The organism is Pseudomonas cremoris, assembly GCF_014230465.1.
This window is the reverse complement of the sequence record NZ_JAAXCY010000004.1, coordinates 278,978-290,937: the sequence shown is the minus strand read 5'-3', so window position 1 is coordinate 290,937 and position 11,960 is coordinate 278,978. Positions and strand designations below refer to the sequence as shown.

Below are 11,960 nucleotides of genomic sequence, written 5' to 3'. Positions count from 1 at the left end.
GATTAGCGGGTGATGCCGCGAGTCGACGCCTGGATAGAGTCACGGAACACCGCGACTTCCGGGAACAACGCTGCCGGCTCGGCCAGTTGGGTCAACGCCTGCTCTACCGTCAGCCCCTGGCGGTAAACCACCTTGTAGGCACGACGCAGGGCATGGATCGCCTCTTCGCTGAAACCACGACGGCGCATGCCCTCGAAGTTCATGCTGCGGGCTTCGGCCGGGTTGCCGAACACGGTGACATACGCGGGAACATCCTTGCCGATGGCGGTACCCATGCCGGAAAAGCTGTGGGCGCCGATATGGCAATACTGATGCACCAGGGTGAAACCGGACAGGATCGCCCAGTCATCAACGTGCACATGGCCAGCCAGCGCAGTGTTGTTGACCAGGATGCAGTGGTTGCCAATTACGCTGTCATGGCCGATGTGGGCATAGGCCATCACCAGGTTGTGGTCACCCAGGGTGGTTTCTGCACGGTCTTGCACAGTCCCACGGTGAATGGTCACGCCTTCTCGAATGATATTGTGATCACCGATTACCAGGCGTGTTTCTTCACCCTTGTACTTCATGTCCGGGGTGTCTTCGCCTACCGAGGAAAACTGGTAGATACGATTATGTTTGCCAATGCGGGTCGGACCTTTGAGGATCACATGCGGCCCGATGACAGTCCCCTCGCCGATTTCAACACCTGCGCCGATGATCGACCAAGGGCCGACCTCAACGTCGGCGGCCAGAACGGCCGACGGATCGATGATTGCGCGAGGGTCAATCAAACTCATAGTTTGCGTTCCGCACAGATGATCTCGGCAGAGCACACCGGCTTGCCGTCAACCGAAGCCTGGCACTCAAACTTCCAGATCTGGCGTTTGCAGCTGATGAACTTGGCTTCCAGGATCAGCTGGTCACCCGGGGTGACCGGGTTGCGGAAACGCAACTTGTCGGAGCCCACGAAATAGTAAAGCGTGCCGTCGGCAGGCTTGAGGTCGAGCATTTTGAAACCAAGGATACCGGCAGCCTGGGCCATCGCTTCGATGATCAACACGCCCGGCATGATTGGATGCGCGGGAAAGTGACCGTTGAAGAACGGTTCGTTGATGCTGACATTCTTGTAGGCACGAATGCGCTTTTCCTCAACATTGAGGTCCACTACACGGTCCACCAGCAGGAACGGGTAACGGTGAGGCAGGTATTCGCGAATCTCGTTGATGTCCATCATTTCGGGGGGAAGCCTGTAATAAAGATTGGGGGCGGGCGAACTAAACGCACGCCCCGCTAGCAAATCAAGGAGGCAGTCTAGCGGCTGTGCACACTTGATATGGAAATGGTATCAGCCTTCTGATGAAGCATTACCGCCAGGGGTCACGTCCCCAACACGCTTTTCCAGCTGTTTGAGACGTCGAGCCATGTCGTCGAGCTGCCTCAAACGTGCTGCACTCTTGCGCCACTCAGCCGCAGGCTGCATGGCGGTACCGGACGAATAGGCCCCTGGCTCGGTAATCGAGTGGGTCACCATGGTCATGCCGGTGATGAAGACGTTGTCGCAAATGTCGATATGCCCCACCAGCCCAACGCCACCGGCGAGCATGCAATGCTTGCCGATCTTGGTGCTGCCGGAGATGCCCACACAGGCGGCCATGGCGGTGTGATCGCCAATCTGCACGTTGTGGGCAATCTGGATCTGGTTGTCGAGCTTCACGCCATTACCGATCACGGTATCGGCCAGGGCCCCACGATCGACCGCGGTGTTCACGCCAATTTCCACGTCGTCGCCGATCAATACGCCGCCGACCTGGGCAATCTTGTTCCAGATACCCTTGGAATTGGCAAAGCCAAAACCTTCACCGCCGATGACCGCGCCGGATTGAATCACTACACGCTCACCAATACGCACGTCGTGGTACAGGGTCACGCGGGGTGCCAACCAGCCGCCAGCGCCGATTTCGCAGCGCGCGCCGATAAAACAATGGGCGCCAACCGTCACGCCAGCCGCGACACGCGCGCCACTTTCGATCACCGCAAAGGCGCCAATGCTAGCCGCAGGGTCGACCTGGGCATCATCGGCGATCACCGCCGACGGATGAATACCGACGGCTGCCTTGGGTTTTGGATCGAACAGGTGCGACACCTGCGCATACGCCAGGTACGGATCGGCCACCACCAGCGCATCCCCGGTAAACCCTTCGGCATCAGCAGCTTTCAGCAACACGGCGGCGGCTTGACTGTCGACGAGGTATTTACGGTATTGGGGGTTTGCGAGGAAGCTCAACTGAGCTGGGCCAGCCTCCTGCAAAGTGGCTAGCCCAGTGATTTCTTTCTCCGGGGAGCCACGCAAAGTGGCTCCCAGGAACTCGGCCAACTCGCCGAGTTTGATAGTCGCGGTCATGGCTTACTTCAGCTGGTTCATGCGCTCGATCACCTGGCGGGTGATGTCGTATTGAGGCTTGACGTCGATCACAGCGCCACGCTCGAACACCAGGTCAAAGGCACCTTTCTTGATGACTTCTTCCACAGCGCTGTCGAGTTTTGGCTTCAGCTGTTTCAGCATTTCGCGGTCAGCAACAGCCTTGGCTTCGTTCAGCTCCTTGGACTGGAACTGGTAGTCACGGGCCTTTTGCTTGAATTCAAGCTCCAGGCGCTCGCGCTCGCCTTGCTGCATCTTGTCACCGCCGGCAACCAGGCGATCCTGGATCCCCTTGGCGCTGCTTTCCAGAGTTTTCAGCTTGGTCAGTTGAGGACCGAATTTTTTCTCGGCATCCACGGCGTACTTCTTGGCCGCATCGGATTCCAACAGAGCCATCTGATAGTTCAGGACGGCGATTTTCATTTCGGCGAAGGCCGGGCTTGCTACCAACACGGTGGCCAGCAGTACCAATTGAGTCAACTTACGCACGATGCACTCCTACAGAATCCGTTGTCGTTATCTTGGGTCAGACGCTTAGAACGTCTGGCCGAGGGAGAATTGGAAAATCTGGGTTTCAGCGTTATCAGGCTTCTTGATCGGCATGGCCAGAGCAAAGCTCAATGGGCCAAGCGCAGTCACCCATGTCACACCCACGCCCACGGAGCTTGCCAGGTTGCTCAGGCTCACGTCGTTGCACTGGGTTTCAGACTTCACGCCACTCGGGTTTCTGATCTGCTCGCACTTGGAGTCGAACACGTTACCCACGTCCCAGAATACCGACGTACGCAGCGAGCGCTGGTCCTTGACGAATGGCAGCGGGAACAGAATCTCCGCACCACCCTGGATCAGTACGTTGCCACCGAACGGCAGCGGGTCATTGTCCGAGTCAGCCACGGTGCCCTGGTTACCGGTTACACCAACACCACGGCTTGGAGTACCACGCGGGCCCAAGGTGCTGTCTTTGAAACCACGTACGGAGTTGAAGCCACCCGCATAGTAGTTCTCGTAGAACGGTAGACCATTGGTGGAACCATAACCATCGCCATAGCCCAGCTCAGTGTGCAGGCGCATGGTGTAGTTGTCGCTCAACGGCTGGAACAGCTGGCCGCGGTAGTCAAGCTTGAAGAACGACAGGTCGCTGCCCGGCGTGGTGGCTTCAAGGGTCAAGCTCTGGGAGTGACCACGGGTTGCCAGTACACCTTTGTTCAGGGTCGACTCGGACCAGCCGGCCGACGCCTTGAAGTTCAGGAACTTGTCGCCTTCAGTACGCACGAAGTTGAAGATTTCGTCCACGGTGTACACACCGGTCTTGATCTCATCCTGTTGCGCGGTCAGGCCGAAGGTCAGACGCGAGGTCTCACTGATCGGGTAGCCGATGTTCACGCCAGCACCCAGGCTGTCGATCGCATAGCTTGCAACGTCAACGTCGAGGTCTTTGTAGTCGGTGGTGCGGTAGAAGGCGTTGTAGCCCAGGCTCACACCGTCAGCAGTCCAGTAGGGGTCGACATAACCGAAGTTATAGCGGCTCTGGTATTCGCTTCGGGTCAGGCCGATGGACACCTTGTTACCGGTACCCAGGAAGTTGTTCTGGGTAATCGAACCACCGAGGATCAGACCGGCACTCTGTGCGAAGCCGACGCTGGCGGTGATGGAACCCGACGCTTGCTCTTCCACGGCGTAGTTCACGTCAACCTGGTCATCCACACCGGGTACGGCTGGTGTTTCGACGTTGACTTCCTTGAAGAAGCCCAGGCGCTCAAGACGGGTCTTGGACTGGTCGATCAGGTAAGTCGACGCCCAGCCACCTTCCATCTGACGCATTTCACGACGCAGCACTTCGTCCGCAGACTTGGTGTTGCCACGGAAATTGATACGGTTCACGTAGGCACGCTTGCCTGGATCGACGACGAAGGTGATGTCCACAGTGTGGTCATCATCATGCGGGGTCGGTACACCGTTGACGTTGGCGAAGGTATAGCCTTCGTTACCCAGGCGACGGGTGATCAGTTCGGAGGTGGTGGTCATCAGCTTGCGCGAGAACACCTGGTCTTTCTGCACCAGCAGCAGGGCCTTGACCTGGTCTTCAGGTACTTTCAGGTCGCCGCTCAGCTTGACGTCACGAACCTTGTACTTCTCGCCTTCGTTGACGTTGACGGTGATGTAGACGTGCTTCTTGTCCGGGGTGATGGACACCTGGGTCGAAGCGATATCCATGTTGATATAGCCACGGTCCAGGTAGTAGGAACGCAGACGCTCCAGGTCACCGGACAGTTTTTCGCGGGCGTACTTGTCATCGTTCTTGAAGAACGACAACCAGTTGGTGGTCTTGAGTTCGAACAGGTCGATCAGGTCGTCATCAGCGAACTTGGTGTTACCCACCACGTTGATGTGCTGGATCGCCGCCACGGTGCCTTCGTTGATGTTGACCTTCAGGCCAACACGGTTACGAGGTTGCGGAACCACTTCCGTTTCCACGGTCGCGGAATAGCGACCTTGGGCGACGTACTGGCGTTGCAGCTCGTTACGCACACCCTCAAGGGTGGCGCGCTGGAAGATCTCGCCCTCGGCCAGGCCGGATTGCTTCAGACCTTTCATCAAGTCTTCAGTAGAGATCGCCTTGTTGCCTTCGATCTCGATACTCGCGACGGAAGGTCGCTCGACGACGGTGATGACCAGGACGTTACCTTCGCGACCCAGTTGGATGTCTTGAAAGAAACCGGTTTTGAACAGCGCACGAGTGGATTCCACCAGGCGACGGTCATCAGCCTGTTCACCGACGTTCAACGGTAATGCACCAAAGACGCTACCCGCGGAAACCCGCTGGAGGCCGTTGACGCGAATATCGGAGATGGTGAAGGACTCGGCGTGAACTTCGGCGATCATCAATACGGTGAGAACCGCAGTTAGCAGCAGACGTTTCATGAAGTCCTTTCTTATTCCAACTGGCAATAAACAAACTGCCGCAAAATGCGGCAGATTCGCAATTCAGCGAAGCGTTACAGTCTTCCCAGATCGTTGACCAAGGCTAACAACATCACCCCGACCACCAAACTGATACCGATCTGTATCCCCCAACCCTGCACCCGATCCGACAAGGGACGACCACGCGCCCACTCGACCAGATAAAACAACAGATGCCCCCCATCCAATACAGGAATGGGCAGCAAATTCAGAACGCCCAGGCTAATACTCAGATAAGCCAGGAAATTCAGGAAATCCGCGACACCCGACTGGGCAGAAGCGCCCGCCACTTTAGCAATGGTTATCGGTCCACTCAAGTTTTTTACCGAGAGCTCACCGAACAACATTTTCTTGAGGGATTCGAGGGTCAGTACACTCATGGTCCAGGTACGTTTTGCACCCTCGCCAATCGCTGCCAACGGCCCGTAACTCACCTCGCGAACCATCGACGGCGGCCAATCGACACCTTTGACCCCCGCACCCAGGTAACCCCCGGCTGCCTTGGCCTCTCCACGTACCGCCAGGGTCACAGGGACGTCGATTTGAGCACCCTCGCGCTCAATTTTCAGCACAATCTTGGTATCAGGACGTACACGCACCAAGTCGACCACTTGCTGCCAGTCGCCCAGCGGCTGACCATCCAATGCGAGCAAACGGTCGCCGGTTTTCAGACCCGCGGCCTGGGCCGGTCCTTTCGGATCCAGCTCGGCGAGCACCGGCGGCAGCGCAGGACGCCACGGACGGATCCCCAGGGACTTGATCGGATCGGGCTCATCAGCACCTTTGAGCCAGTGGTCCAACGCCAGCTCACGCGAGAGCTCGGCACTGGAATCCTGTTCACGCACCACTACATTGACGGTACCGCTCTCGCCCAAACGACGAACCAACTGCAAATTGACCGCGCCCCATCCGGTGGTAGGCTCGCCATCAATGGAAACAATCTCCTGCCCCGCAACCAGGCCGGCCTTGGCCGCCATGCTGTCAGCCTCGACCGCGCCGATGACCGGACGCACCTGCTGGCTCCCCAGCATCGCAAGGACCCAGAAAAACACAATCGCCAACAAAAAGTTGGCGATTGGGCCGGCAGCAACGATAGCGATACGCTGACGAACGGTCTTGCGATTAAAGGATTGGTCCAACTGGTCAGCCGGCACTTCGCCTTCGCGCTCATCGAGCATCTTGACGTAGCCGCCCAGCGGGATGGCCGCGATCACGAATTCAGTGCCACGGCGGTCGTGCCAGCGCAACAACGGCATGCCGAAACCGACTGAAAAGCGCAATACCTTGACGCCGCAACGACGCGCCACCCAAAAGTGACCGAATTCGTGGAAGGTAACCAGCACACCCAGAGCAACCAGGGTGCCGACAATCATGTAAAGCGCACTCATCTAATTTCTCCGCATTCCAATCCAGTGCCTGCCAGGCTCAAACGCGCCAACAGTTTAACGCGCGTTGCGGTTCAACCACTGTTCGGCCAGGACCCGAGCCTTGCTGTCGGCCTCGAACACCGCCGCAAGATCATCCACCGCCACAACGGGTTCAAGCTGTAGAACGTCCTCGATGATACTCGCGATCTGCGGAAAGCGGATGCGTCCGTCGAGAAACGCCGCCACAGCCACTTCATTGGCCGCATTGAGCACCGCAGGCGCGCTGTTACCCGCTTGCGCCACTTGTCGCGCCAGGCGCAGGCAAGGAAAGCGCTGCTCATCCGGCGCTTCGAAGTCCAGGCGGGCAATAGCGAACAAGTCCAATGGCGCCACACCGGAATCGATGCGCTCAGGCCAAGCCAGGGCGTTGGCGATGGGCGTGCGCATATCAGGATTGCCCAACTGCGCCAACACCGAACCATCTACATAGTCGACCAGGGAATGAATCACACTTTGTGGGTGGATCACCACCTCGACCTGATCGGGCCGCGCATCGAAAAGCCAGCAGGCCTCAATCAACTCCAGGCCTTTGTTCATCATGCTCGCCGAGTCTACGGAGATCTTTCGCCCCATGGACCAATTCGGGTGCGCGCATGCCTGGTCGGGCGAGACGTGCTCCAGCTCAGCCAGCGGCGTTTGCCGGAACGGACCACCGGAGGCCGTCAGCAGGATGCGGCGCACACCCACCTGGCTCAGGCCACGCGAGTAGTCGCCGGGCATGCATTGGAAGATTGCGTTGTGCTCACTGTCGAGGGGCAGCAGCACAGCACCGCTCTTGCGCACAGCCTGCATGAACAGCGCACCGGACATGACCAGGGCTTCTTTATTGGCCAGCAGGATCTTCTTGCCAGCATCTACGGCTGCCAGCGTCGGGCGCAGCCCCGCAGCGCCAACAATCGCGGCGACCACGGTGTCCACTTCCGCATCAGCCGAGACCTGGCACAAGCCCTCCTCCCCCACCAGCACCTGAGTCGAGAGCCCGGCAGCCCGCAAGTCATCCTGCAAGCCACGCGCCGCGGTCACTTCAGGCACTACGGCAAAACGCGGCGCGTAGCGCACACACAGCGCCAGCAGCTCGCTCAGGCGGGTGAACCCGGTCAAGGCAAAAACCTGGTAGCGATCCGGGTGGCGAGCGATCACATCCAGGGTGCTCAACCCTACCGAACCGGTTGCACCCAGCACGGTTACCTGTTGCAAGCGGCTCACGAAGCAGTCATCCACAACAGCACGGCGAAGACCGGGATGGCAGCCGTCAGGCTGTCGATACGGTCAAGCACCCCACCGTGCCCCGGCAGCAGGTTGCTACTGTCCTTGATCCCGGCCTGGCGCTTGAACATGCTTTCGGTAAGATCACCGACCACCGAGATAAATACAACGATGGCAGTACCCAGCAAGGCCAGGAAGATTTCCTTCACCGACCAATCGCGCACGACACCGACCACCAACGTGATCAGCAGCGTCAATGCCAGGCCGCCGTAGACGCCCTCCCAACTCTTGCCCGGGCTGACCGCCGGTGCCAGCTTGCGCTTGCCGAAAGCCCGGCCAGAGAAGTAGGCACCGATATCAGCACCCCACACCAACACCATCACCGCCATGATCAGCCAGTTGCCCATCGGCGAATTCTTGATCTCCACCAGCCCTTGCCAGGCAGGCAGCAGGATCAACAAGCCAATCACCAACTTGCTGGCAACGCTGGACCAGTGGCCGCTGGTGCGCGGAAAGGTCAGCACCAGGAAGGTCGCCAACGCCCACCACAACACCGCCGCGCCCAACACCCACGGCACGACAATGCTCGACAGGGTATGCATCAGAAACAGCAACAGGGCGACCACTGCGGCATACGCTACACGCGGCAATTGCTCGTTAAAGCCCGCCAGACGCGCCCACTCCCAAGCCCCCAACGTAACGACCAGGCCAATAAACAGCGCAAAGCCGGAACCATCGAGCAGGAAAAACCCACACAGGGCGATTGGCAACAGGATCAGTGCAGTGATGATTCGTTGTTTAAGCATTTAAACCCGGGCTCCAGCTTCGATCTGCTCGCTCGTTTTACCGAAGCGACGCTGACGGGAAGCGAAATCGGCCAGCGCATTGCGCATGGCATCGTGTTTGAAGTCCGGCCAGAACAGGTCGGAGAAGTACAGCTCGGTGTAGGCAAGCTGCCACAGGAGGAAGTTGCTGATACGGTGCTCGCCACCGGTACGGATGCACAGGTCCGGCAACGGCAGGTCGCCGGTCACCAGGCACGTCTGCAACAGTTCGGGGGTGATGTCGTCCGGACGCAGATGACCGGCCTGCACCTCGCGAGCCAGCCGCTGCGCAGCCTGGGCGATATCCCACTGGCCGCCGTAATTGGCTGCGATCTGCAGCACAAAGCGATTGGTCCCCGCGGTAATGGCCTCAGCCTCGCGCATGGCCGCCTGCAATTCCGGATGGAAGCGCGAGCGATCACCGATGATACGCAGGCTGATGTTGTTCTCATTAAGGCGCTTGGCCTCACGGCGCAGCGCCTTGAAGAACAGGTCCATCAAGGCACTGACTTCTTCGGCAGGCCGCTGCCAGTTCTCACTGGAGAAGGCGAACAAGGTCAACACTTCAACCTTGGCCTCGGCGCACACCTCAATCACCGCCCGCACCGCATCGACACCCGCTTTATGCCCGGCAACACCCGGCATAAAGCGTTTCTTCGCCCAGCGATTATTCCCATCCATGATGATCGCGACATGGCGCGGCACCACGGAGGGTACAGTCTGCTTGGTCTTTTCCATGAAGGCGTCCTGACCCCTTATACGGCCATCAGGTCCTTTTCTTTTTCTTCCGTGGCCTTGGTGATCTGGGCCTCGGCATCTTTGGTCAGCTTGTCGATATCGGCGGTGGCACGACGCTCTTCGTCTTCGCTGATTTCCTTGTCCTTGACCAGTTTTTTCAGGTCACCCAAGGCATCGCGACGAATGTTGCGCACGGCAACACGGGCGTCTTCGGCTGCGCTACGCGCTTGCTTGGTGAAGCCCTTACGGGTTTCTTCAGTCAGCGCAGGCATGGAGATCAGCAGCAACTCACCCAGGTTGGTCGGGTTGAGGTTCAGGCCGGCGCTCTGGATTGCCTTGTCGACAGCACCGAGCATGTTGCGCTCAAACGCTACGACTTGCAGGGTGCGCGAGTCTTTAACGGTAATGTTGGCGACGCTGCTGATCGGCGTATCGGAGCCGTAGTAAGGCACCATCACGCTGCCCAGGATGCTCGGGTGCGCCTTGCCGGTACGAATCTGGCCGAATGCGTGGCTCAGAGACTCCAGGGATTTCTGCATACGCGCTTGGGCGTCTTTCTTGATTTCGTTGATCATTGTTGGCCTTCCTCGATCAGAGTCCCTTCCGCGCCGCCGTGTACGATATTCAGCAGGGCGCCGGGCTTGTTCATGTTAAATACGCGCAGCGGCATCTTGTGGTCGCGGCACAGGCAAATAGCCGTCAGGTCCATCACGCCCAGCTTGCGATCCAGTACTTCATCGTAGGTCAGATGATCGAACTTCTCGGCATGCGGGTCTTTGAATGGGTCTGCGGTGTACACGCCGTCGACCTTGGTGGCCTTCAACACGACGTCAGCATCGATCTCGATAGCGCGCAGGCACGCAGCCGAATCGGTAGTGAAGAACGGGTTGCCGGTACCAGCAGCGAAGATCACCACCTCTTTGGCGTTCAGGTGGCGCATGGCTTTGCGGCGATCATAGTGATCGGTCACGCCAACCATGGAAATAGCCGACATCACGATAGCCGAGATATTGGCACGCTCCAGGGCGTCGCGCATGGCCAAGGCATTCATCACAGTGGCCAGCATGCCCATGTGGTCGCCGGTAACCCGATCCATGCCGGCAGCACTCAGCGCTGCACCACGGAACAGGTTGCCGCCGCCAATCACCAGGCCGACCTGTACGCCGATACCAACCAGCTGGCCGACTTCCAGCGCCATACGGTCGAGCACCTTGGGATCGATCCCGAACTCTTCCGAGCCCATCAGGGCCTCGCCGCTGAGCTTGAGTAGAATGCGTTTATAGCGAGCCTGATAACCACTGCCCTGCTGAGCCATTGCGAATCTCTCCTGCGGCGTATTTTTTAAAAATTCTTGGCGAGCCGTTTACGGCTTGCGTTCACTCTAGCTGGACGCTATCACAGCGCCATCGGAACACGGCTTTGTAAGCCAGTTCCGAGGGTAAGCCAAATAAAATCGGCCTGCCCATTTGAAAAGAGGCTGCGCGCGTGAGCGGGCAGCCTCTTTCGGGCGACAGTTGAAAACTGTCTTATTGCTTGGCGGCAGCCAGCTGGGCAGCAACTTCTTCAGCGAAGTTGTCGACCGGCTTCTCGATGCCTTCGCCTACTTTGAAGTAAGTGAAGGAAACGATTTCAGCACCGGCTTTCTTAGCCAGTTCGCCAACCTTGATTTCAGGGTTCTTGACGAACGCCTGCTCAACCAGGCTTGCTTCGGCCAGGAACTTGCTGATACGGCCTTTGACCATGTTCTCAACAATGTTTTCTGGCTTGCCTTTGATTTTCTCTTCGTTCAGCTGCAGGAACACAGCTTTTTCACGCTCGATCGCTTCGGCAGAAACTTCCGAAGGCAGCAGGAACTCAGGGTTGCTTGCCGCTACGTGCATGGCGATGTCTTTGGCCAGCTCGACGTTACCGCCTTTCAGGACAACTGCAACACCGATCTTGTTGCCGTGCAGGTAGCCACCAACAACATCACCTTCAACACGAACCAGGCGACGGATGTTGACGTTTTCGCCAACCTTGCCGACCAGTACCAGGCGAGCAGCTTCTTGAGCTTCGATCAGCGGAGCGACGTCAGTCAGCTTGTCGGCGAACGCTTTTTCAACGCTGGCAGCAACGAAAGCCTTGAAGTCGTCTTGCAGGGCCAGGAAGTCGGTCTGCGAGTTCACTTCCAGCAGAACAGCAGATTTGCCGTCTTCTTTCAGAGCGATCGCGCCTTCAGCAGCTACGTTGCCTGCTTTCTTGGCAGCCTTGATGGCGCCGGAAGCACGCATGTCATCAATGGCTTTTTCGATGTCGCCGTCAGCCTTTTCCAGGGCTTTCTTGCAATCCATCATGCCTTCGCCGGTACGCTCACGCAGTTCTTTAACCAACGCTGCAGTAATTGCTGCCATTTTCAAATTCCTC

At 58.2% G+C, this 11,960-nt stretch carries 12 protein-coding genes; all 12 read right to left on the bottom strand.

Annotation, left to right across the window (positions count from 1 at the left end; genetic code table 11):
* Positions 1-2: 2 nt before the first annotated feature.
* The 12 genes from lpxA to tsf all read right to left on the bottom strand — a co-directional run bounded on the left by lpxA (position 3) and on the right by tsf (position 11,947).
* Positions 3-779, bottom strand: coding sequence for an acyl-ACP--UDP-N-acetylglucosamine O-acyltransferase (gene lpxA / locus HF257_RS11260; protein ID WP_185707386.1), 777 nt, complete (start codon positions 777-779; stop codon positions 3-5).
* On the bottom strand, positions 776-1,216 hold the full coding sequence (gene fabZ, locus HF257_RS11255) for a 3-hydroxyacyl-ACP dehydratase FabZ (protein WP_003172281.1): 441 nt from the start codon (positions 1,214-1,216) through the stop codon (positions 776-778). The genes lpxA and fabZ overlap by 4 nt, the downstream gene beginning before the upstream one ends.
* 111 nt (positions 1,217-1,327) lie before the next feature.
* Entirely contained in the window at positions 1,328-2,383 is a 1,056-nt protein-coding gene (gene lpxD / locus HF257_RS11250; RefSeq protein WP_185707388.1) for a UDP-3-O-(3-hydroxymyristoyl)glucosamine N-acyltransferase, read from the bottom strand.
* Positions 2,384-2,386: 3 nt separating this feature from the next.
* Positions 2,387-2,890 (bottom strand): OmpH family outer membrane protein, encoded by a 504-nt coding sequence (locus tag HF257_RS11245; RefSeq protein ID WP_105696264.1) that lies wholly within the window; start codon positions 2,888-2,890, stop codon positions 2,387-2,389.
* A gap of 45 nt (positions 2,891-2,935) precedes the next feature.
* Positions 2,936-5,323, bottom strand: coding sequence for an outer membrane protein assembly factor BamA (gene bamA, locus HF257_RS11240; RefSeq protein WP_185707390.1), 2,388 nt, complete (start codon positions 5,321-5,323; stop codon positions 2,936-2,938).
* Positions 5,324-5,397: 74 nt separating this feature from the next.
* A complete protein-coding gene (gene rseP / locus HF257_RS11235) occupies positions 5,398-6,750 on the bottom strand; it encodes a sigma E protease regulator RseP (protein ID WP_185707392.1) in 1,353 nt (450 codons plus the stop codon).
* 54 nt (positions 6,751-6,804) lie between these two features.
* Positions 6,805-7,995 carry a 1-deoxy-D-xylulose-5-phosphate reductoisomerase gene (ispC, locus tag HF257_RS11230; protein WP_185707394.1) on the bottom strand — a complete coding sequence of 397 codons (1,191 nt, stop codon included), beginning with the start codon at positions 7,993-7,995 and terminating at the stop codon, positions 6,805-6,807.
* Positions 7,992-8,801, bottom strand: coding sequence for a phosphatidate cytidylyltransferase (locus tag HF257_RS11225; RefSeq protein WP_185707396.1), 810 nt, complete (start codon positions 8,799-8,801; stop codon positions 7,992-7,994). Before HF257_RS11225 ends, ispC begins: the two co-directional genes overlap by 4 nt.
* Positions 8,802-9,557, bottom strand: a complete 756-nt coding sequence (uppS, locus tag HF257_RS11220) for a polyprenyl diphosphate synthase (protein ID WP_185707398.1) — start codon at positions 9,555-9,557, stop codon at positions 8,802-8,804.
* Positions 9,558-9,574: 17 nt separating this feature from the next.
* Positions 9,575-10,132 carry a ribosome recycling factor gene (gene frr, locus HF257_RS11215; protein WP_012722596.1) on the bottom strand — a complete coding sequence of 186 codons (558 nt, stop codon included), beginning with the start codon at positions 10,130-10,132 and terminating at the stop codon, positions 9,575-9,577.
* Complete coding sequence (gene pyrH / locus HF257_RS11210) at positions 10,129-10,872, bottom strand: UMP kinase (protein WP_003172271.1); 744 nt, start codon at positions 10,870-10,872, stop codon at positions 10,129-10,131. Before pyrH ends, frr begins: the two co-directional genes overlap by 4 nt.
* A gap of 211 nt (positions 10,873-11,083) precedes the next feature.
* Positions 11,084-11,947 (bottom strand): translation elongation factor Ts, encoded by an 864-nt coding sequence (gene tsf, locus HF257_RS11205; RefSeq protein WP_099583358.1) that lies wholly within the window; start codon positions 11,945-11,947, stop codon positions 11,084-11,086.
* Positions 11,948-11,960 lie beyond the last annotated feature (13 nt).

Excerpts from the sequence above, each read along its gene's own strand:
- lpxA (WP_185707386.1), bottom strand. The coding sequence starts at position 779 with ATGAGTTTGATTGACCCTCGCGCAATCATCGATCCGTCGGCCGTTCTG.
- fabZ (WP_003172281.1), bottom strand. The coding sequence starts at position 1,216 with ATGATGGACATCAACGAGATTCGCGAATACCTGCCTCACCGTTACCCG.
- lpxD (WP_185707388.1), bottom strand. The coding sequence starts at position 2,383 with ATGACCGCGACTATCAAACTCGGCGAGTTGGCCGAGTTCCTGGGAGCC.
- bamA (WP_185707390.1), bottom strand. The coding sequence starts at position 5,323 with ATGAAACGTCTGCTGCTAACTGCGGTTCTCACCGTATTGATGATCGCC.
- rseP (WP_185707392.1), bottom strand. The coding sequence starts at position 6,750 with ATGAGTGCGCTTTACATGATTGTCGGCACCCTGGTTGCTCTGGGTGTG.
- HF257_RS11225 (WP_185707396.1), bottom strand. The coding sequence starts at position 8,801 with ATGCTTAAACAACGAATCATCACTGCACTGATCCTGTTGCCAATCGCC.
- uppS (WP_185707398.1), bottom strand. The coding sequence starts at position 9,557 with ATGGAAAAGACCAAGCAGACTGTACCCTCCGTGGTGCCGCGCCATGTC.
- frr (WP_012722596.1), bottom strand. The coding sequence starts at position 10,132 with ATGATCAACGAAATCAAGAAAGACGCCCAAGCGCGTATGCAGAAATCC.
- pyrH (WP_003172271.1), bottom strand. The coding sequence starts at position 10,872 with ATGGCTCAGCAGGGCAGTGGTTATCAGGCTCGCTATAAACGCATTCTA.
- tsf (WP_099583358.1), bottom strand. The coding sequence starts at position 11,947 with ATGGCAGCAATTACTGCAGCGTTGGTTAAAGAACTGCGTGAGCGTACC.